At 67.6% G+C, this 19986-nt stretch carries 16 protein-coding genes; 2 read left to right on the plus strand and 14 right to left on the minus strand.

Annotated features, from left to right (window positions below; genetic code table 11):
• Positions 1-21 precede the first annotated feature (21 nt).
• Genes ACTG4X_RS09390 through ACTG4X_RS09405 form a run of 4 tightly spaced genes read right to left on the minus strand, consistent with a single transcriptional unit; the run spans position 22 to position 3845 of the window.
• Positions 22-816, minus strand: a complete 795-nt coding sequence (locus ACTG4X_RS09390; protein WP_093049254.1) for an ABC transporter permease — start codon at positions 814-816, stop codon at positions 22-24.
• A 16-nt stretch (positions 817-832) separates the two neighbouring features.
• On the minus strand, positions 833-1711 hold the full coding sequence (locus tag ACTG4X_RS09395; RefSeq protein ID WP_097199832.1) for an ABC transporter permease: 879 nt from the start codon (positions 1709-1711) through the stop codon (positions 833-835).
• Entirely contained in the window at positions 1704-2774 is a 1071-nt protein-coding gene (locus ACTG4X_RS09400) for an ABC transporter ATP-binding protein (RefSeq protein WP_097199831.1), read from the minus strand. Before ACTG4X_RS09400 ends, ACTG4X_RS09395 begins: the two co-directional genes overlap by 8 nt.
• Before the next feature lie 6 nt (positions 2775-2780).
• Complete coding sequence (locus ACTG4X_RS09405) at positions 2781-3845, minus strand: ABC transporter substrate-binding protein (protein ID WP_371127340.1); 1065 nt, start codon at positions 3843-3845, stop codon at positions 2781-2783.
• Between the two features lie 185 nt (positions 3846-4030).
• On the opposite strand from ACTG4X_RS09405, the gene ACTG4X_RS09410 reads away from it, so the two are divergent.
• Complete coding sequence (locus ACTG4X_RS09410; protein ID WP_093075645.1) at positions 4031-4939, plus strand: LysR substrate-binding domain-containing protein; 909 nt, start codon at positions 4031-4033, stop codon at positions 4937-4939.
• Positions 4940-4955: 16 nt separating this feature from the next.
• On the opposite strand, the gene ACTG4X_RS09415 is transcribed toward ACTG4X_RS09410, so the two are convergent.
• The 9 genes from ACTG4X_RS09415 to ACTG4X_RS09455 form a co-directional block, all read right to left on the minus strand.
• Positions 4956-6290, minus strand: a complete 1335-nt coding sequence (locus ACTG4X_RS09415; protein ID WP_097199830.1) for an amidase — start codon at positions 6288-6290, stop codon at positions 4956-4958.
• Positions 6290-7021, minus strand: coding sequence for a DUF2848 domain-containing protein (locus ACTG4X_RS09420; RefSeq protein ID WP_097199829.1), 732 nt, complete (start codon positions 7019-7021; stop codon positions 6290-6292). Before ACTG4X_RS09420 ends, ACTG4X_RS09415 begins: the two co-directional genes overlap by 1 nt.
• Positions 7021-8358, minus strand: coding sequence for an MFS transporter (locus tag ACTG4X_RS09425; RefSeq protein WP_179830471.1), 1338 nt, complete (start codon positions 8356-8358; stop codon positions 7021-7023). Before ACTG4X_RS09425 ends, ACTG4X_RS09420 begins: the two co-directional genes overlap by 1 nt.
• 37 nt (positions 8359-8395) lie before the next feature.
• Positions 8396-9076 carry a DUF4286 family protein gene (locus ACTG4X_RS09430; protein WP_097199828.1) on the minus strand — a complete coding sequence of 227 codons (681 nt, stop codon included), beginning with the start codon at positions 9074-9076 and terminating at the stop codon, positions 8396-8398.
• Between the two features lie 144 nt (positions 9077-9220).
• Positions 9221-10138, minus strand: a complete 918-nt coding sequence (locus tag ACTG4X_RS09435; protein ID WP_093049270.1) for a LysR family transcriptional regulator — start codon at positions 10136-10138, stop codon at positions 9221-9223.
• Positions 10139-10185: 47 nt separating this feature from the next.
• A complete protein-coding gene (locus tag ACTG4X_RS09440; protein ID WP_093049273.1) occupies positions 10186-10554 on the minus strand; it encodes a nuclear transport factor 2 family protein in 369 nt (122 codons plus the stop codon).
• A gap of 86 nt (positions 10555-10640) precedes the next feature.
• Positions 10641-10982, minus strand: a complete 342-nt coding sequence (locus tag ACTG4X_RS09445; protein WP_093049276.1) for an NIPSNAP family protein — start codon at positions 10980-10982, stop codon at positions 10641-10643.
• A 15-nt stretch (positions 10983-10997) separates the two neighbouring features.
• On the minus strand, positions 10998-11687 hold the full coding sequence (locus ACTG4X_RS09450; protein ID WP_093049279.1) for a hypothetical protein: 690 nt from the start codon (positions 11685-11687) through the stop codon (positions 10998-11000).
• A gap of 73 nt (positions 11688-11760) precedes the next feature.
• On the minus strand, positions 11761-17742 hold the full coding sequence (locus ACTG4X_RS09455; protein WP_440534377.1) for an alpha-2-macroglobulin family protein: 5982 nt from the start codon (positions 17740-17742) through the stop codon (positions 11761-11763).
• A 265-nt stretch (positions 17743-18007) separates the two neighbouring features.
• On the opposite strand from ACTG4X_RS09455, the gene opgC reads away from it, so the two are divergent.
• Complete coding sequence (gene opgC / locus ACTG4X_RS09460; RefSeq protein ID WP_093049285.1) at positions 18008-19150, plus strand: OpgC domain-containing protein; 1143 nt, start codon at positions 18008-18010, stop codon at positions 19148-19150.
• Positions 19151-19160: 10 nt separating this feature from the next.
• Here opgC and ACTG4X_RS09465 read toward each other — a convergent pair whose 3' ends face one another.
• Positions 19161-19919 (minus strand): SGNH/GDSL hydrolase family protein, encoded by a 759-nt coding sequence (locus ACTG4X_RS09465; RefSeq protein WP_093050382.1) that lies wholly within the window; start codon positions 19917-19919, stop codon positions 19161-19163.
• Positions 19920-19986: the final 67 nt, after the last annotated feature.

A 19986-nucleotide genomic window follows, 5' to 3' on the forward strand; every position in this document is an offset into this window, starting at 1 on the left:
GCAGAGGCGGGCAGGGCGCGCTCAGCCCTTGCCGATCAGCACGCGGTCGAGGCCGACGAGGCGGTCGAGCAGCACCATCAGCACCACCGTGCCGGCGATGAGCACGGTCGATACCGACGCCACCAGCGGGTCGATGGTCTGCGCGATCTGGTTGTACATGGCGACCGGCAGAGTCGTGGTGCCCGGCGTGGCGACGAACACGGTCATGGTGAGCTCGTCGAAGCTCTGGATGAAGGCGAGCATCCAGCCGCCGACCACGCCCGGCAGGATCAGCGGCAGCACGATGCGGCGGAACGCGGTCATGCGGTTCGCGCCGAGCGAGAGCGCGGCCTTCTCTGCATCGCGATCGAGGCCCGTGGCCGAGGCCAGCACCAGCCGCAGTGCGTAGGGCATGACCACCACCACGTGCGTCAGCGCGAGCCACGCGAACGACCCCGACACGCCCACCGTGGTGAAGAAGCGCAGGAACGCCACGCCCAGCACCACATGCGGAATCATCAGCGGCGACATGAAGAAGGCCGCGAGCACGCCGCGCCCCGGAAAGCGGTAGCGCACCAGCGCCAGCGCGGCCGGCACTGCCAGCACCACGGCGACGGTCGCGCTCGCAAGGCCGAGCCAGAGCGAGATCCAGAACGCGTTGACCAGCTCGGTGGCGCCGCCGATCGCGCGGAACCAGCGCAGCGAGAAGCCGTCGGTCGGCAGCGAGATGTAGCCCTTGCCTGTGAACGACACCAGCACCACTACGACCAGCGGCGCCAGGATGAAGGCGATGAAGATCGCGTGGTAGACGAGGGAGAGCAGTCCGTTCTTGCGCATGTCGTGCCTCTTTTTCTCAGCCTTCGAAGACCTGTGCGTAGCGCCGCTCGAGCCAGCGGTTGAAGCCGGCGATGACGATGACGTTGGCCACCAGGAGCAGGATCGCGATCGACGCGCCCAGCGGCCAGTTCAGCGTGCTCAGGAACTCGTCGTACGCGGCCGTGGCCACCACCTTGAGCCGGCGCCCGCCAAGAATGGCCGGCGTGGCGAAGGCCGAGGCCGCCAGCGCGAACACGATGATCCCGCCCGACAGGATGCCTGGCAGGATCTGCGGCAGGATGACCCGGCGAAACACCGTGAAAGGCGCCGCGCCGAAGGAGAGCCCCGCGTTCTCGACCTGCGGATCGAGCTTCTGCAGCGAGGCCCACACCGAGATCACCATGAACGGCATCAGCACGTGCGTGAGCGCGATGACCACCCCGGTCATCGTGAACAGCAGGCGTACCGGTTCGTCCGTGAGGCCGAGCGCCCGCAGGCCCGCATTGATGAGCCCGTTGTTGCCCATGAGGATGGCCCAGCCCAGCGTGCGGACCACGACCGAGACCAGCAGCGGGCCAAGAATGACGATCAGGAAGATGCCGCGCCACGGCGCCTTCATGCGCGACAGGATGATGGTTTCCGGCACGCCGAACAGCACCGACAGCAGCGTGACCGCGAGCGCCAGGCCGGCCGTGCGCAGGAAGATCTCGTAGTAGTACGGGTCCGAGAAAACCTCGAGGTAGTTGCGAGCAGTGAAGTCCGGCAGCACACCGCGCGTGCCGTCGAACGAATGGAATGACAACACCGCGGTGAGCGCGAGCGGAATCACCAGCAGCCCGAGAAACAGCAGCAGCGCGGGCGCGCTGAGGAACCAGGGCGCAGAACTCGCGCGCGGCCCGGAGGCTGCCTCAGCCATTCGCGGCCTCCGTGTCGAGCAGGCGCAGGTCGTCGTCCAGCCAGTGCAGCGCGACGGCTTCGCCTTCGGCCGGTGGCACCGCGCCGATGTTGGGATGGCTTACGCGCATCGGCCCGAGCGCGCTGTCGACCTCGACCAGCCAGTGGTTGCCCAGGAAGAGCCTCGTGCGGATGGTGGCCGGAATGCCGTTCGCGGCCGAGGCCGGCGCAAGCTTCACCTTCTCGGGCCGAACATAGACGTTGACCTCGCGCGCAAGCGGCTTTTCCTGGTGCGGCACGTGCAGCAGCGAATCGCCGACACGCACTTCGCAGCAGCGCATGTTGCGGGCTTCGACGACACCTTTCAGCACGTTCGTCTTGCCGAGGAAGGACGAGGCGAATGCGGATTCGGGTCGCTCGTACGCCTCGAAGGGCGTGGCGAGCTGCACGATGCGCCCGCCGTGCATGACCGCGATGCGGTCGCTCATGGTCATGGCCTCGACCTGGTCGTGCGTGACCAGGATCGTGGTGATGCCAAGGTGCCGCTGGATGCCGCGCAGCTCGACGTGCATGTCCTCGCGCAGCTTCGCGTCGAGGTTCGACATCGGCTCGTCGAGCAGCAGCACCTCGGGGCGCACCGCCAGCGCACGGGCGATGGCAACGCGTTGCCGCTGGCCGCCCGAGAGTTCCTTTGGATAGCGCTTGCCCAGGCCCGGCAGCCGCACGAGCTCGAGCGTCTCGTCGATGCGTTTCAACTTCTCGGCGCCCCGCATGCCGCGCATCTCGAGGCCGAAGCCGATGTTGTCGGCCACGGTCATGTGCGGAAACAGCGCATAGCTCTGAAACACTACACCCATGCCGCGCTTCTCCGGCCGCATGGCCGTGATGTCGGCGCCGTTCAGGCGGATGCGTCCGCGCGTCGGCTCGACGAAGCCCGCCACCATCTGCAGGGTGGTGGTCTTGCCGCAGCCCGAGGGGCCGAGCAGCGAGATGAACTCGCCGCGCTCGACGTCCAGGCTCAGGCTCTCCACGGCGCGGAAGTCGCCGAAGGTCTTGCCGAGTTGATCGAGTTGAAGGAAGGTCATGCTTGCTCAGCGTTCGACGGTGCGGTTCCAGCGGTTGGTCCACTCGGCGCGCTTCTCGTTGACCAGCGTCCAGTCGGTGGGCAGCAGCTTGTCCATCTGTTCCTTGCCGTACGGCACCTTGGCCGCCACTGCCGGTGCCAGCTTGGTGGTCGAGTTGGCCGGGCCCCAGCCCTGCGTGTCGGCGAGGATGGCTTGCACTTCAGGCGTCAGCAGGTAGTTGACGAAGGCCTGCGAGAGCGCCGGGGCGGTGTTCTGCGCCACCGGGCAGGCAGCTATCAGCAGGGCCGGCGCGCCTTCCTTCGGAATCACGAATTGCACCGGGAAGCCCGTGTCCTTCAGCGCCTGCACGCGGCCGCTGCCCCACACGGCCAGCATGATGTCGTTGTTCTGGAACAGCTCGGTCATCTTGCCCGGCGACGGTTCCCACGCCAGCACGTTGGGCCCGACTTCGCGCGCCATTGCCGTGAAGCCCGGGTCGATGTTCTTGTCGCCGCCCTTGCGCAGCTTGGCGAAGGTCAGCAGCGTCTGCAGGCCGTAGGTGTTGCTGATCGGCGGGATCGCGACCTTCTGCTTGAAGCGCTTGTCGGTGAGCACCTCCCACGAATCCGGCGGAGGCAGGTTCGCCTTCTTGAAGGCTTCGGTGTTGTAGGCGATGCCGGCGGCGACGATGCCCACGCCGACTGCGCTGTCGGTCATGCGTGCGACGGGGTACAGGTCTTTCAGCACCGGCTGGTTGCCCAGCTTGTCGCAGAAGCCGAACTGCACGGCCTGGTACATCGGGCCGTCGTCGAGCAGCACGACGTTGAGTTCCTGCTTGCCCTTTTGCGCCTGCAGCTTGGCCAGCGTGTCGGTCGAGTTGCCCGACACGTAGACGATCCTGGCGTTGTGCTTGGCCTCGAACGCGGGGATCAGCTTCTCCTTGAAGGCCTTCTCGGTCGAGCCGCCGTAGGAGCCGACGTAGAGCGTGGTCGGCTGCTGGGCTGACGCGATGGTTGCTGCGGCAAGGGCGCAGAAGGCCAGCACGGTGGACAGCGCCGCATTCACGGCCGCGGAAACGGGACGAAGCATCATGGGATTTCCTTTGTTGCGCACCAAAAAGTCCGGGTTTTCCCTATCGTGATGCGTTTCTCTTATGGCGCACCAGAATGGGTTCCGCAGTTCGTTTCACTTGAAGAATGCAGATTAACGATGCGTTCGTTCGCTGAACAATCGTTTTTTTTCGGAATGCCATAACATTCATGTATGGAGTGCCAGACATGAAGATTCGTCAATTGGAGGCCTTTCGCGCCGTGATGCTGTGGCAAACGGTGACACGCGCGGCCGAGTCGCTGCACGTGTCGCAGCCCGCCGTCACGCGGTTGATTGCCGACCTGGAGGAAAGCGTGGGCTTCCCGCTCTTTTTGCGTGTGCGGGGGCGCCTGCAACCCACCGCGGAGGCCGAGGCGCTGAACGAGGAGGTCGAGCGCTCGCTGCTCGGCATGGAGCGCATTGCGCGAACCGCCGAGGAGATCCGGTCGCTGCAGCGCGGCGCGCTGCGCATTGCCGCCGCGCCGGCATTGGCGCTGTCTTTCCTGCCGCGCGCAATTGCGGGCTTCCTGGCCGAGCACAACGACATCCGGGTGTCGCTCGCCAACCATTCCTCGCGCACGGTGGTGGACCTGGTGGTGGGCGAGCGCTGCGACGTCGGATTCGTCATCCTGCCGGTAAGCCATTCGAGCACGCACGGTGAGCGGCTGATCGCGACCCGGATGGTTTGCGTGATGCGCAGCGATCACCGGCTCGCGAAGAAAAAGGTGATCCGTCCTCCAGACCTGGCTGGCGAGCACTTCGTCTCGCATCCGCATGTGATCGAATCGCGGCTGCACGTCGACGCGCTCTTTGCGTCCTACGGCATCGAGCGCAAGCTGCAGGTCGAGACACAGGTGTCGGCCGGCGTTTGCGCCATGGTGGCTGCCGGCCTCGGCGTGTCGCTGGTAGACCCGATCACCGCGCTGGAGCACGCCGGCCAGGGCCTGAGCTTCCTGCCCTTCGAGCCGGAAATGGTGACGGATTTTTCCGTGCTCACGCCGGTACGGCGGAGCTCGTCATTGCTGGTGAGCGCCTTCGTCGATCACGTGCGCAAGTTCGCCGTGGCGCAACTCGACCCGAGATTCGTCAGCCCCTGATTTACGTTCCGGGCTTCTACAGCACAGCCTCCACAGCCAGCGCCACGGCCGCAAGCCGCGCATCGTCGCCGCGCACCGAGGCCAGCATCAGCCCCACCGGCAGTTCGCCCGGCGCATGGCAGGGCAGGCTGAAGGCGCAGCCGTCGAGCAGGTTGATCGCGAAGGTGTTGCGCAGCAGCAGGCCGTTGGCCTTGAAGAAGGCCGCGTCTTCCGCCAGCGCCGCAATGGGCGGCGCGACGATCGGCACGGTCGGGCACACGAGGGCGTCGAAGCCTTCGATGGCCCGTTCGACGCGGCCGATCCAGTCGCGCCGGCGGTCTTGCATGGCGATGTAGTCGGCGGCGCGCACTTCGGTGCCGAGCGCGATGCGGGCGGCTACGCGCGAATCGAAGCCGCTGCGCTTTGCGGCGAAGCGCTCGCGGTGCACCGCAGAGGCCTCGACCGGCGAGAAGCCGCCGGGCGCGTTGACGGTCGCGATCTCGGCGAGTTCGGCTAGCGTGATGTCCACGATCTGCGCGCCAGCGGCCGAGAGGGCCTGCAGCGCGCGGTCGAAGGCGTGCGCCACTGCGGGCTCGATATCGTCGAACATCATCGTGCGCGGCACGGCAAGGCGCATGCCCTGCAGCGGGCGGCGGCGCACCGCGAGCGGTGCATCGGCAATGGCCGCATCGGCGATCAGGCAGTCTTCCACGCTGCGGGCCATGGCGCAGACCGTGTCGAGCGAGCGCGCCAGTTCGAAGGCACCCGTGCGCGGCACGCGCGACTGCGTGCTCTTGAAGCCCACGAGTCCGCACAGCGCGGCGGGAATGCGGATGGAGCCGCCCGTGTCCGAGCCCAGCCCCGCGACAGCGAGGCCGAGCGCCACCGACACCGCAGCACCCGACGACGAACCGCCCGGAATGCGCGCCGTGGCCGCGTCGGCCGGATTGCGCGGCGTGCCGTAGTGCGGGTTGATGCCCACGCCCGAGAACGCGAACTCGGTCATGTTGGTCTTGCCGACGATGGCAGCGCCTTGCGTGCGCAGCCGCGTCACGGCGATTGCGTCGCGCGTGGCCGGCGGCTCGCCTGCGCAGACGGCAGAGCCGGCCATGGTGGTCTCGCCGGCCACGTCGTAGAGGTCCTTGACCGACACGGGCAGGCCGGCGAGTGGGCCGAGTTCGACGCCGGCCTTTCGCGCGGCATCGGCATGGCGCGCTGCGGCACGAGCCGCATCGGCGTAGAGCCGCGTGAAGACGTGCTCGGCGGCGGGTTGTGCGGCCGCTTCGAGCATCTGTTCGATCAGCGCCTCGTGCGAAAGCTCGCCGCGCGCGATGCGTTCGCGCAGGGCTGCGATGGTGAAGCCGTTTTTCATCACGCCACCACCGGCAGTGCTTCCACCGCATAGCGATGCACGATGCGGCGCCGCAGCTTCGGGTCGTGCAGTTCGATTTCCATCTGCCCGGCGGGCCGGATGCCTTCGCCCTTCGCGTTGGGCAGTGCGCCCAACGTGCCGCAGGTCATGAACAGGCCTTCGGGTGCGCTGCCGGCGCCGGGCATGCCGTCGCGCAGCGCGGCCAGCGGCCGGATCGACGCGAGCGTGCCGCGCTGGTAGTCGGTCCAGCGGCCATCCTCGAAGATGCGCGAGCGCAGTTCGAGTGAGTCCTGGTGCGCCTGCACGTCGCGCCAGCGCCATGCGGTCTCGGCCACGGGCTTTGCGCACATCTGCTTCGACACGGCCACCGAATAGCTCTCGACATGCCGGTCGGTGTGATCAGAGGCCACGCTCAGCCACCACTCGCCCTGCGAGAAGAAGAACACGGGCTCAGCCTCGCCGGAGCTCTGGTCGCCCAGCGCCTCGATGGCCGGCGATTGCGTCAGCAGCTGGGCCGCGACGCGGTAGTACAGCGGCACGCTCGAAGGGCGCGGCACGCCGAGCTCCGCCAGCTCCTCGATGTGGTGCTCGATGGCAGCGATGTCGCGGCCGGTCCAGCCCGCCACCACGAGCGCACGGGGCGCGATGCTGTGCAGGGCGGTGGAACGCGTGCCGTCGTCGGCAATGCTCTCGCAGGCGAAGCGCAGGGAATGATGCATGCTCGTCGTCATCAGTTCTCCAGTGGGCGCTTGGCGGTTTCGCGGGCCACCACGAGGGCGATCAGCGTCAGGCCCAGCGCGGCCACCACGTACAGCGACACGGCTACCGTGGTGCCCCACGACTTGAACAGGCTCGCGATGATCAGCGGCGCGAAGCCACCGCCCACGATGCCGGCCAGCGTGTAGGCCAGCGAGGCGCCCGCATAGCGCACGCGGCCGGGGAACTGCTCGGTCACGAAGGCGGCCTGCGGGCCGTACATCATTGCGTGGATCAAGAGGCCAACCACCACCGCCGCGCAGATGGCGACCGGTTGCGCGCTGTCCATCAGCACGAAGAACACGAAGGCCCACACCATGCCCAGCAGCGCGCCGGCAATGTAGACCGGCCGGCGGCCGATGCGGTCAGACAGGCTGCCGAACCACGGCACTGCAATCGCGTTGCAGGCCGCGCCGATCATCGTGGCGGTGAGCGCCAGCGGCCGCGACAGGTGCAGCACCGTCGTCACATAGGTCAGCGTGAACACCACCACCAGCGCGTACAGCACGTCGGAGCCGATGCGCGAGCCGCCGGCGACCAGCAGGCTGCGCCAGTGCTGGGTGAACACTTCCTTGATGGGGGTCTTGGCGGTGGCCTTCTTCTCTTCCATCTCGCGGAACACGGGAGTCTCGTCAACACCGCGGCGCAGCCACAGGCCGAACAGCACCAGCGCGACGCTGGAGATCAGCGGCAGGCGCCAGCCCCAGGCCTGGAACTCTTCCGGGCTCAGCCAGGCCGACACGATGGCGATGAAGCCGGTGCCGATCAGCGTGCCGCACGACGGGCCGACCTGCGTGAACGAGGCGTTGCGGCCGCGTTCGTCGGGCTTGCCGTGTTCCATCGACAGCAACACCGCGCCGGCCCATTCGCCGCCGAGCGCCACACCCTGCACGAAGCGCAGCGCAACCAGTGCCACCGGCGCCCAGATGCCCCAGGTCGCATAGGTGGGCAGCAGGCCCATCAGGCCAGTGGACACACCCATGATGACCAGCGTGGCCACCAGCACGAAGCGCCGGCCCAGCCGGTCGCCGAGGTGGCCGAACACCATGCCGCCCAGCGGACGCGAGATGTAGCCGACCGCATAGGTCGAGAACGCGAGGATGGTGCCGGTGAGCGGGTCGAACGACGGGAAGAACACCGCGTTGAAGACCAGCGCGGCCATGATGTTGTAGACGGTGAAGTCGTACCACTCCAGCGTGGTGCCGATGGAGCTGGCCATGGCCAGGCGGCCCATCTTGGCGGACCCGGAACTGGAACCGGGTGTGGGCGGCGTGGCTGCGGTGGCCGCAGCGGGGAGAACATGTTCGGTCATCGGAATACCTTTGTTCAGGGAGGAGATGGAAGTCGGGTCAGCCCAGCTCGGCCGCGCTCAGCTTCCAGCCGAGAGCGAGCAGCCAGCCTGTGGTGGGGTCGGCATCGAAGGCGCCGGCGGCCGTGGCACGTGCGGTGCGTGCGGCAGCGGCGCTGCTGGTTTCGATCACCAGCATCGGCTGCAGCACGCGGCCTTCGGTGGATTCGCGCGGCAGCGGCGTGCTGAGCGCGGTGTCGGGCACGAGCAGGTACGACTGCACGAAGCCTGCCTGCTCTTTCTTCAGCTGAAGGCCGATGCGCTCTGCGCTTTGCACCAGCGCTTCAGCGTCGGCGGGCACCGGCAGGGGCAGCACGACCACGTGGCTGCCGCTGCCGAAACCCGTGACTGCGCGCACGGCGCAGACGCGACGGATCGGCTGCCGCATGCGGTCGAGGTTGGCGATGGACCACGGCGTCTGCTTCTCGAAAGCGGCGCGGTAGCCCGGCGAGCCGAACACCGCCAACGATTCAGTGCGGTACAGCCCGAGGTACTTGCGGCCGCCTTCGAGCGAGAAGTAGCGCGCGCCCGAGAGAAAGCCGGGGATGCGCACGCGCTCTTCCACGTGCTCCTGGTCGTACCAGCGGTTGAAGTCGGCATCGTCGGCCGACTCGACATCGGAAGCGACGAACAGCAGGCCGTTCGCGTTCGCTGCGGGGAAAGAAAGGTCAGGTGTGTTCATGGCGGCGGAAGAGCAGGCGGGCCTTCGAAAAATGAAGGCGCGATCTTCCGTCGCAGGGGCGAACTGTCACAAACGAGTTTTTCTGGGCTACAGCCACAAGAATTACTGGCCCCTTTTCGGGGCCGAAATGCGCTGTTTTGAGGGTTAACCCTCTGCCGATGCGCTCCAGGTTGGTGCGATTGCCGACGTGGTGAACTGGTCGGAAGCGCGGCAGGCCAGCTCGGCCACGAGCCGGATGGCGTCGGAGTCTGCGGCTTCGAGGTGGCTCACCACGATGCGCTGCGGCGAGATGAGCGCGTCGCACTCGATGATCCGCACGTCGCCGATGGCCACGTATTCATAGCAGGGCGGCAGCGGCACCAGCGCGTTGCCGAAGCCCGCCTTCACCAGCCGCGCCAATGCAGAGATTGAGCTCACGCAGTGCACCTTGCCCAGAGGAATGCCCGCCGCGCGGAACAGGTTCTTCAGCGCCTCGTGTGGCTGCGAGCCGGGGCTCATCGTGAGCACGGGCTGGCGCAGCAACTGCTCGACCGTCTGCATGGGCTCGGCGCCGGGCGGCCCGACCCAGCCCATGGGCATCGGCAGGCAGGGCGTGCTCACGATGCCGGCGCCGGCGATGTGGTCGGTCTGCAGCGCGATGTCGAGCGCGCCTTCGCGCAGGCCTCGGTGCAGGGCCAGCGTGGTCTCGGAGGTCAACTGCACCTCGATGCCCGGGTAGGTGGAGCGCAGGTTGGTGAGAAAGCCCAGCAGCCAGGTATGGACGACGGTCTCGATGGCGCCGATGCGAACCAGGCCGAGGATGTCTTCGCGCGGACGGCCGAGCGAGACGATCTCGCGGCGCAACTCGAGCAGGCGCTCGCCGTAGTCCATCAGCCGCACGCCCACCGGCGTGAGCCGCAGCTCGCGCGCATCGCGTTCGAACAGGCGCGCGCCGATGTCTTCCTCGAGGGAGGCGACGCGGTTGGACACCGCCGCCTGCGTGATGTGGAGCCGGTCGCTCGCCGCGCGGAAGCTGCCGAGCCGTGCGGCCCAGAGAAAGGCTTCTACAAATCGTGTGTTCATGGGGGCACCTGCAGGCATTTTGCCGGTGTTCGTGCCCCCGGGGCGCCTCAGCCGCCCATCGAATAGAAGAACTCTTCGCGCACGATGGCCCCGTCCTTGACGGTGTAGAGGCCTGCTTCTTCCATCTGGAAGCGCTGGCCCGTGGGCTTCATGGTCACGTCGAAATCGAAGCCGACGATGAAGCGGTCGTCATGCGGCCAGGGGCCGGTGATCTTGAACGAATGCACTTCGTGGTTGTCGCTCCACCACTTGCCCTTGGCCTCGATGGCTGCCAGGCCGACGGCTTCGCGCTGCTGGCCGGGCGGGGCGCCCGCCTCGACGCTCACCGCGTCATCGGCGTAGAGCGATTTCGCGTCCTCGAACTTTCCTTCTCTGCACAGCGCGACGAGCTTGTTCGCGATTTCGAGCGTGGTCATGGTTGTCTCCTGGGGAAGGGGCGGGTGGGAAAGCAGTTTAGGCCGATGGGCGCGTCAGAGGGCGTTCAACACTGCCTGCGTCGCGGTCAGCCGGGGTTCAGCGAACGCATGCTGGCCACCGTTTCGTCCGATGCCCACAGCAGCGTGTTGAGGTAGGTCTCGATACGGTCGACCAGCGCGCTGCGCGGGCCTTCGCGCCATTCGGCCGAACCGTAGAACGCGGCCTGTTCCGCTTCCAGCGCCTGCCGGTTCGCATATGCGCGCACGAGGTGGTAGGTCTCTTCCTCGTGGTCCGATTTGCCGTAGGTGACGACGTCCATGCCCTTGCTTCGGAGCATCGGCACGGCCCGTGTGTGCATGGCTTCGTGGAAGTCGGCGAGCGTGCCGGGCTTGAGCCTGTAGGTGCGGATTTCGAGCAGCCGGGTCATGGTGGAGTGACGGCGTCAGCAGAAAACAATCGCCGTCTTGTGCGCAATGCTCAGCCGCGCCGATTCATACAGCAGCAGCCAAGACACGTATTCCCGGTACAGGCCGCCGTCTTCCTCGATCAGCGCGTCGATGCGTTCCGCTTCCTCGTCCGAGAGCTTGCCGTTGTCGAGGTGGATGCCCAGGGCCGGGGCCACGAACACGAGTTCTTCGAGCAGGCGGTAGGACGAGCCGAGCATGCCGCCGGGGAGGCCGGCTTCCTCTTCCTCCTCGTCTTCGTCGTCCTCATCATCCTCTTCGCAGCTGTCATCCCCGTCGAACAGCACATCCTTGAAATCGATGGGAACGTAGAAGCCTTCCGCATCCGAGTGGCACAGCAGGTGGCTTGCCGAGCCGTCGAGCAGCGCCTGGATCTTCGGGTCGGCCGTGGGGTCGACGTCGTCCGGCAGCGGCGTCGCCACCCAGTCGGGCGAGAGCAGTCGGTGGGCGTAGGCGCGGCGCAGGTAGTGGATGAAGGAATACGGGAAGCCGTCGATGGAAGCGCGCGAGTCGAGCTCCATCGGCTCGCGTGGCTCCGTGTGCTGGGGAAGCCCCGCGGCGGCCAGTACGCGGTTGGCTTCGGCCAGTTCTTCCTCGAAGCCCTCGGCGCTTTCGGGATCGTCTTCGAGCAATTCGGCGAGCATGCCGACACAGACAGCCAGACCCATGATCTTTCCTCCAGGTTGTTGGTTCGCCGCGATGGTGACGACCGCCGGTGAAGAAGCGATGACCGCTAAATTGTTACTTCGTCGCCTCCACCTTCACCCGCGCATTCGGCGCCTCGCCGAACATCTCCGGCGCATACATCGCCTCGACGCGGCTTGGCGGCAACGCGAAGTCGCCGACGTTGTTCAGGCGCACGGTGTATTCCATCTTCACCACGCCCTTGGGCAGGTACTCGTAGTAGCTGCGGAAGGCCTCGAAGCTGCGTTCCTCGAAGGCGGCCCAGCCGGCGCCCGACTTCTTCTCGCCCTGTGTGGCGATCTGCGAGTCGCGGCCGAGGCCGCCGCCGAGGATGGTGGCACCGCCAGGAATCGGGTCGCTGATGACGACCCAGGTCATGTCGGCGCTGGCGTTCACTTCCAGCGTCACGCGCAGCACGTCGCCGCGCGTGTACTTGCCCGCGGTGGCCTGCTCGACCGGCGTCATGGTCTTCTTGATGGCGTAGCCGGCCGCGAACGGCGCCTTCAGCTGCACGGCGGCAATCGACTGCAGCGTGAGCCACGGCTTGCCGGTGCCTTGCTGCGTTACCAGCAGGGTGTCGCGCACCGGTGCGCCCGACGGCGATGCCGCCCACGGCAGGAACATCGTGTTGTTCTTCAGGTTGCCCGGCGATGCGGGCGCGCCGAAGAAGGTGGTCTGGTTCGGTGCACCGGCCGGGTCGCTGGTCTTCACGCGTTCGACCTGGCTCCAGTTGACCTGGGCCTTCACTGCACCGAGCGTGGCGGCAGTGACGCCGGCCACCGGCGTGCTCTCGAACACCTTGCTGAACTTCTCCAGCGCCAGCCCGCCCCACAGGTTGGCGGTGGTGGTGTGCCACGCGCCGTTCTGCTGACGGCCGATGAAGCCGTTGGCGAGCTTGCCGATGTCGTCCTTCCAGCTCGGGTCGTCCATCACGCTGAGCAGCAGGCGGGCGGTGTTGACGTCGCCGTTGGTCATCAGCCACCACCAGTAGTCGTCCTGCTCGGTGCTGAAGATCAGCTTGGTGCCCTGGTATGAGAGGCGGGCCTTCAGCACGTTGTTGGCTTCGTCCAGGCGCTGCTGGCGCTGCGGCACGTCGTTCACGCGCTTGAGGATGTTGAGCCAGTCGATCACCGCGCTGGTGGGCCACTGGTTCGGCGCGATGGTGATGCTGCCGAGCATGCTGCCCTTGGCCTTGCCGTAGCGCGAGAGCGCTTCGAGCGCGGCGAGCTTGCGCACGTCGAGGTCCTTGCGCGGGCTCCAGAACTCGCGCGTGATGCGGCCTTCGACGAAGGCGATCAGGCTCGACTCCATCGGTGCGCGCACGTCGTCGGCCAGCGCGAAGGCCGGGTTGAGCTGCGCGGCCTCGTTCGTCGCCGCGAGCAGGTACGACGTGAGGATGTCGCTGCCGCGGTTGGCCTCGCCGTCGCGCGGCGGGAAGTAGTTGGCCAGGCCGTCGCTGTCGAGGTACGTCGGCAGCTGGGCCAGCACGCCCTGCCACATCTTCGCGTCGCGCAGGCCGACCGACTTGCTGGTCTTCTGTTCGAGGCAGATGAAGGGGTAGTTCGCGAACCAGTCGCGCACGCCTGGCAGGCCTTCGGCCAGCTTGGGCTGCAGAGACAGCTTGAGGCCGCCGCGGCCGGGGAGGGCGTCGGCGGGCGGTGCCACGTCGAGCGTGAACGGCCCATCGACCTGCACCAACGTGGCCTGCTGCACCGTGAGCGGCACCGAAGGCACGATGCGCTGGCGCACCTTGAGCGCATCTCTCGCACCTTGCGCGCCGCCGATGATGTCTTTCGCCTCGATCTCCCACAGGATGGCTTCGGCGCGCGTCTGCGCGAGCTGCGCGGGCGCGGTCACGGTCCATGCCACTTCACGCGCCTCGCCGGCCGGAATGTCCACGGTCTGCGGCTCCAGCGTGAGCAGGGTGGCGCGCGGCGTGGCCTCGACCTTCATCGGCTTCTGCGTGGTGTTGCGCAGCGTGATCTGCGCGCGGAACTGGTCGTCCTCGCGCACCAGCGGCGGCAGGCCGCTGATGATCTGCAGATCCTGCGTGGCCTGGATGCTGGCCTGGCCGGTGCCGAACAGGCTGGTGCCCGAATCGGCCACCGCCACGATCTTGAAGGTGGTGAGCGCGTCGTTCAGCGGCACCGTCACCACGGCCTGGCCGTTGGCATCGAGCACCACCTTCGGGTTCCACACCAGCAGGGTGTCGAGCAGTTCGCGCGTCTGGCCCTTGCCGCCGCCGCCGCCCGCGGGCACGGCCTTGCGCCCGTAGTGGCGCCGGCCGACGATTTCCATCTGCGCGGTGGAGGTGCTCACGCCCCAGCTGCGTCGCTGCAGCATGGCGTTGAGCAGGTTCCAGCTGTCGTTGGGCATCAGCTCCAGCAGGGCCTGGTCGACCGCGGCCAGCGCCACTTCGGCACCTGCCGCCGGCTTGCCGTCGGGCAGCTTCGCGCTGATGGTGACCTGCGCCTTGCTGCGGATCGGGTAGCTGGGCTTGTCGCTGGTGACGGTCACGTCGAGCTGATGAGCGCGCGTGCCGACGCGGATCTCGGCCATGCCGAGGCGGTAGGCCGGCTTGCTCAGGTCGACCATGGCGGTCGGCGCCACGTATTCCTTGCCTTCGTACCAGAAGGCGGTCCACCACTCGCGCGGCGACTTGAAGCCCCAGGTGAAGAAGCTGTACCACGGCACTTCGCGCAGGCGGCCGCGCAGGGCGAGCACGCTCACGTAGGCGTTGGGTCCCCATTCGGGCTTGACCTGCAGGGTGACGGTCGGGTCCTTGCCATCGAGCTGCACCACGTGCGTCTCGATGATGCCTTCGCGTTCCACCGCGACCAGCGCGGTCGCGAAGCGGAAGGGGCTGCGCACCTGGAACTTGGCGACTTCGCCGGGCTGGTAGCTCTTCTTCTCGGGCAGCACGTCGATGCGGTCGTTGTCCTCGCCGCCGAACCAGAGCTCGCCCTGCTTCGTCACGTAGACGGAGCTCACGGCCTTGGCGTCGCGGCCGTCGCTGTCGGTGGCGCTGGCGATGAGCTCGACTTCGCCGGCTTCCTTCAGCTCCGACTCGCACAGCAGCAGGCCGCGCGCGTCGCTCTTGCCGCTGCAGACGGTGCCGATGTCCTTGGTCTCGGTCTTGTTGTCGTAGGTGTAGAAGCCGCCCACCATGCGCTTGCGGCTGGTGGTGGTGATGCGCGCCACGGCGCGCACGTTGAGCGTCACGTTGGCCTGGGGCTTGCCCGTGAGGTCGAGCGCGAGTGCCTGGAACTTCAGCTTCTGGGCGGTGGAGACCCAGCCCTCGGTCTTGATGCCGGCGATGACGGATGCGGGCCACAGCGTCTGCGTGCTGCGGATGGTCTGCACCTCGCCGTTCGGGTCGGCGTACGTGGCTTCGAGCAGCAGCTCGCGCGCGGCCTTGACCTTGGGCACCTTGTCGATCGTGACCTTGCCGCCGCCGTCCTTGTTCAGCGTGAGCGGCAGCTTGTCGGCGATCACGCGGGTGTCGTTCACACTGTTGAGGTCTTCCTCGCCGGCGCTCGTGTCCGCGGCCGGTGTGGCGGCCTCGGTGCCGTCGCCCTGCGTGGCGCGCGGCGGGTTGAAGCTGAAGGCGTCGTAGTCGGAGAAGCTCAGGGCCTTGCCGCGCACCATGGCCGACACGCGCACCGGCAGGTTGGCGGCGCCGCCGCCTGCCACGTAGTTGATCTGCACGTCGGTCGGCACGCTCGTTGCGGCCACCAGCGGCTTCTTCTCGGTGGGCGAGATGCGGCCTTCGAGCACGGGCAGGCGGAATTCCTCGACACGGAACATGCCGGTGCTGAAGCTGCGGGCGTAGTCCTCGTCGCCGTCGGACTCGCCTTCTCCGTTAGCGTCCTTGCCCTTGCCGGTGCGCAGCATCACCTCGTACACGCCGAGCTTGGCCGCGGGCGGAATGGGGAATGTGTTCTCCGCGCTCAGGCCGCCGGTGGCGGTCTTGCGCCAGTTCAGCGGCTGCGTGAAGCGCTGGCCGCTGCCCGTGTGGGTAATGACGAGGGTGTCGGGCCGGTTCTCCGGCAGGCCGAAGCCCTTGCTGGTCTGCGTGCGGATCAGGCTCTTCATCGACACCGTTTCGCCGGCGCGCAGCAGCGTGCGGTCGAAGATGGTGTGGGCGACGCGATCGGGTTCGGCCTGCAGGTTGGTCGGCACGTTGAAGCGCCAGGGCTCGATGCCGCGCTGCCAGTCGCTCCAGGTGAAGGCGAGGTCTTCGACGCCCTTGTCGTCCTTGGCGCGGGCGCTGACGAACCAGGCGCCCGTTTCGTATTCGTTCGGGCCGTTGCACGACGGCGGCTGCGGCGACACGCCGTTCAGCATGACGATGCCGTTCGCATCGGTGGTGCCGCTGGCCACGGCCTTGCCGTCGCAGCCGGACACGCGCACTTCGGCGCCGGCCACGACCTTGCCCTTGTCGAGCGTGGTCACCCAGGCCATCGAGTTCTCGCGGCCCAGCTTGAAGTGCACGGCCAGGTTGGTGGCCAGCGCGGTGGTGCGCACGTACATCGTGCGGCCGGCGTTGTAGCGCTCGTCGAGCAGCGCCTCGCCGAGTTTCTGCGAGGCGATTTCCAGCACGTGGAAGCCGGGAGTCAGCGGAATGCCGATGACTTCGAAGGGGCGCGGATCGCCGGCGTCAGACTTGGGCATGTCGAGCGCCTTCACGCCCGACTGGCCCGCCAGCAGCGACAGCATGCGCGTTTGCAGGCTGGTGCGGTCGTCCTTGTCGATGACCGGCGGCAGCGGGCCCTTCACGTCCTTGCGGGCTTGCTCGCGCGAGATAGTGAAGCTGTCGTAGCGGCGCACCTTGCGGAACCACGCGATGATTTCCGCGTCGGTCTTCGGGTTCATGTCGCTCACCTTGCCGGGCGTGAGGGCGTTCACCATCAGCTTCGGCTCCACGCGGCGCACGGTGACCGGCATCATGGCCGGGGTGTCGGGCTCGGCCAGTCGCTCGACCACGCCGAAGGGCGAGGCGGCGAACTTGGCCAGCGGCGGCATCATGCCGGTCGCCACCTTCAGCGGGAAGGTGCCGGGCGAGGCCAGCGGGCGGCCCGAGGCGTCCTCGAACTTGGAGGGCAGCTCGATGCTGTATTGCGTGCTCTCGGCCAGCGGCGGCTCGAAGCTCACGCCGTTGACCACGTCATCGTCGCTCTGCGTGCCGCCCTCGTTCTCGAGCTTGGCCTTGATGGTCTTGTCGCCCTTGAGCTGGATCTGCGCGGCCAGCTTGCGCGTGACCGGTGCATTGAACGTCAGCTGCATCGGGCGCAGCGGCAGGCAGGCGGCCTGCGCGTTCTCGCGCTCGCAGGTGAACGAGACGGCGAAGGGCTCGCGCACCTGGAAGTCGAGGCGGCGTTCCACGTTGTTGGGCACACCGGAAGGCGTGGCTACGCCCTTGCCGTAGACGACCTGCACCTTGGCGCCGGGCGTCAGCGTGCGGTTGCACTGCATGGTGACGAAGCGCAGCGGGTCTTTCTCGGCGGCCTTGTCGCGGCCGAAGGCCTTGAGCAGGCCTGCGCGCTGCTCGCCGTCGAGCAGCTTGACGGGAATGCGCTCGCCCACGCCGTCGGCGGCGCACCAGATGTTCTGGCGCACGCTGTCGAGCGTGGCCGCGCCGTTGAGCTCGAGCACGAACATCTGCTGTTCGTCGATGCGGCTGTAGCTGCCCGGCATGTAGTTGCGCACGAAGGGGCCGCCGGTGTTGAACTGGTAGCGCTCGGGGCCGGTCAGCTCGCCGCTGGCGGGCTTGAAGGTGGGAATGCGGGTGACCGTGCAGCGCACGCCGGGCGGCAGGTCGTTCTCGAAGTCGTAGACCCAGGCCTTGGCGTCGGTCCAGCGGCCCGTGCCCTTGGCGGCCTGCGCGTCGGTGCAGCTCACCGTGAGCGGGGCGGGAGCCTTGGGGTCGCCGAAGTTGACGGCGGCCTGGTCGAACTTGGCGACGACCTGGCGTACGCGCGCGACCTCGCCCTGGGGCGTGAGGCTGGTGATCTGGAGGGCAAAGCCCGGGCCGGCCATGAGGACGCCGCCGGCCAGGAGCAATGTTGGAAGGAAACGGTTCACTTTTTTGTATCTCCACCTTGAGGCAGCGCGCAGCGTAGCCGATTTGCGCGACGCTTCGGCAGTGCCAACAGTCATAGGCTGTTGGCGCTGTCCGGAGCTGCGCTCACTACGACGGTGTCATTCGCGCGCACCCCGGAACGTCTTTACACCGGCCTTCTTACAATCAGCCGCTGTCGTGCGTGCGCCGCGCGGACCGCCACCAAGACCTCGCCGCCGACCGATGAAACGCTACTGGGAAATAGACGCCTTGCGCGGGCTGATGCTCGTGCTGATGACCGTCACCCACCTTCCCACCCGGCTGACCGATCCGCTGGGCCAGCCTTTCGGGTTCGTTTCGGCGGCAGAGGGCTTCGTGCTGTTGTCGGCCTTCGTGGCCGGGCTGGTGTACAGCCGCATCGGCTATCTGCGCGGGGTCGATTCGATGCGCCAGGCCTTCTGGCGGCGCGTGCTGAAGGTCTACCTGTGCCAGGCGGCGATCCTGCTGTTCCTGTTCACGGTGATCGCGGCGGTGGGGCTGCACATCGACCAGCCGGCCGTGAAGAACCTGGTGTCGTACTACCTGGCGGAGCCGCGCGAGGGCTTCCTGTTCGGGCTGCTGCTCATCTACGAGCCGGCGCTGCTCGACATCCTGCCGATGTACATCTTTTTCATGCTTTTGAGCCCCTGGGTGCTGGCTTTCGCCATGCGCCATGGCTGGACCTGGGTGATGGTGGCGAGCGCGACCGTGTGGGCGGCGGCGCAGTTCGGGCTCAGCGAATGGGTGTACGGGCTGGCAGAGCGCTACCTGGGTGTGCCGGTGCCGTTCCACGAGATGGGCGCGTTCAACACCTATGCCTGGCAGTTTTTGTGGTTCGCGGGGCTGTGCATCGGCGCTACCCGCAACGGGCCGGAAGCCCGGCCGCTGCGCTTTCCGGCGTGGCTGCTGGTGCTGGCGGCGGGCATCGCGCTGTACGGCGTCTACTGGCGTCACACCGGCATCAACGGGCAGGCGCCGTTCGGCGGCGACGTGGAGCTGAACCTGCTGTTCGACAAATGGCAGCTCGGGCCGCTGCGGCTGGTGAACCTGGTGGCGCTGGGCATCCTGGCGGTGCGCTTCGGGCCCTGGCTGATGCGGCGCATTCCGCGGCTACGCTGGCTGGAGGCAATGGGCTCGGCCTCGCTGCCGGTGTTCTGCGCGCACCTGGTGGCGGTGCTGCTGGTGCTGGCCTTCTACGGCGACAGCCAGACGGCACGGCCATGGTGGGGCGACGGCTTGCTGCTGCTGGCGGTGTTCTCGGGGATGTACTTCGTGGCGCGTTTCACGCGTGGGGCGGACGTGCCGCCGCCGGCCGACGACGTGCCGTCGGAGCCCGCGCCGGCCTGAGCGCCCAGGTTCAGGGCAGGCTGGCCGTCGGCGGCGCGGGCGGAACAGGCAGGTGCGGCGCGATCACCGAGTGCCAGAGCCGGTAGCCCTCGTCCGTCATGTGCAGCCTGTCGCCGCGGAAAAGCTCCATGCGCGGGCGGCCATCCGCGCCGAGCATCGGCGTGTAGATATCGATGAACTCACTGTTGGGCAGCAGGTTCAGGTAGGCCGAGATCACGTGATTGGTCTCGCGGATCTGCGGCATCAGCTGCTCGCGCGAGGGGCTGGGCTTGACCGAAATGAAGCTGATGCGCGCATCCGGCAGCTCGGCGCGCACTGCGTTGGCAAAGCGCGCGAAGCTGTCGAGCACCTGCAGCGGCGTGCGGCCCTCGGCCAGGTCGTTGTCGCCCGCATAGACCATCACCTGCCGGGGCTTGTAGCGCACCACGAGGTCTCGCGCGAAGAGGCTGCAGTCTTGCAGCGTCGAGCCGCCGAAGCCGCGGTTGATCACGCCGCCGGGCACGCGCGCGAAATCTTGCTGCAGGCGGGTCCACATGCGCACCGTGGAACTGCCGACGAACACCACGCCGCCGGGCGCGGGAAAGCGTTCCTGGTCGGCGCGCGCAAAAGCCGCGAGCTCGTTGTGCCAGCGGTCCTTTGCGGCCAGGTAGTCGCGCGCGGCCGCGGCCTCGGCAGCGGCCGTCTCGGATTCCTGGGGGAAGAAGCTGGACTGGGCGTGCGCTGTGAGCGCTGCGGCGAGCAGGGCGATCGCGGCCAGCGCGGTTTTCATCGAATGCATCGGAAGAACGGAAGAAGGGCTGGGAGCGAGCGGTAGGCGGATTTTCCATCACGACGCT

Origin of the sequence: Variovorax sp. YR566 (assembly GCF_051992195.1) — a bacterium.
GTDB lineage: Bacteria > Pseudomonadota > Gammaproteobacteria > Burkholderiales > Burkholderiaceae_C > Variovorax.

Coding starts and splice junctions, on each gene's coding strand:
- ACTG4X_RS09440 (WP_093049273.1), bottom strand. CDS start 10,554: ATGACCACGCTCGAAATCGCGAACAAGCTCGTCGCGCTGTGCAGAGAA.
- ACTG4X_RS09400 (WP_097199831.1), bottom strand. CDS start 2,774: ATGACCTTCCTTCAACTCGATCAACTCGGCAAGACCTTCGGCGACTTC.
- opgC (WP_093049285.1), top strand. CDS start 18,008: ATGAAACGCTACTGGGAAATAGACGCCTTGCGCGGGCTGATGCTCGTG.
- ACTG4X_RS09455 (WP_440534377.1), bottom strand. CDS start 17,742: ATGGCCGGCCCGGGCTTTGCCCTCCAGATCACCAGCCTCACGCCCCAG.
- ACTG4X_RS09410 (WP_093075645.1), top strand. CDS start 4,031: ATGAAGATTCGTCAATTGGAGGCCTTTCGCGCCGTGATGCTGTGGCAA.
- ACTG4X_RS09445 (WP_093049276.1), bottom strand. CDS start 10,982: ATGACCCGGCTGCTCGAAATCCGCACCTACAGGCTCAAGCCCGGCACG.
- ACTG4X_RS09415 (WP_097199830.1), bottom strand. CDS start 6,290: ATGAAAAACGGCTTCACCATCGCAGCCCTGCGCGAACGCATCGCGCGC.
- ACTG4X_RS09425 (WP_179830471.1), bottom strand. CDS start 8,358: ATGACCGAACATGTTCTCCCCGCTGCGGCCACCGCAGCCACGCCGCCC.
- ACTG4X_RS09420 (WP_097199829.1), bottom strand. CDS start 7,021: ATGACGACGAGCATGCATCATTCCCTGCGCTTCGCCTGCGAGAGCATT.
- ACTG4X_RS09430 (WP_097199828.1), bottom strand. CDS start 9,076: ATGAACACACCTGACCTTTCTTTCCCCGCAGCGAACGCGAACGGCCTG.
- ACTG4X_RS09465 (WP_093050382.1), bottom strand. CDS start 19,919: ATGAAAACCGCGCTGGCCGCGATCGCCCTGCTCGCCGCAGCGCTCACA.
- ACTG4X_RS09390 (WP_093049254.1), bottom strand. CDS start 816: ATGCGCAAGAACGGACTGCTCTCCCTCGTCTACCACGCGATCTTCATC.
- ACTG4X_RS09395 (WP_097199832.1), bottom strand. CDS start 1,711: ATGGCTGAGGCAGCCTCCGGGCCGCGCGCGAGTTCTGCGCCCTGGTTC.
- ACTG4X_RS09405 (WP_371127340.1), bottom strand. CDS start 3,845: ATGATGCTTCGTCCCGTTTCCGCGGCCGTGAATGCGGCGCTGTCCACC.
- ACTG4X_RS09450 (WP_093049279.1), bottom strand. CDS start 11,687: ATGGGTCTGGCTGTCTGTGTCGGCATGCTCGCCGAATTGCTCGAAGAC.
- ACTG4X_RS09435 (WP_093049270.1), bottom strand. CDS start 10,138: ATGAACACACGATTTGTAGAAGCCTTTCTCTGGGCCGCACGGCTCGGC.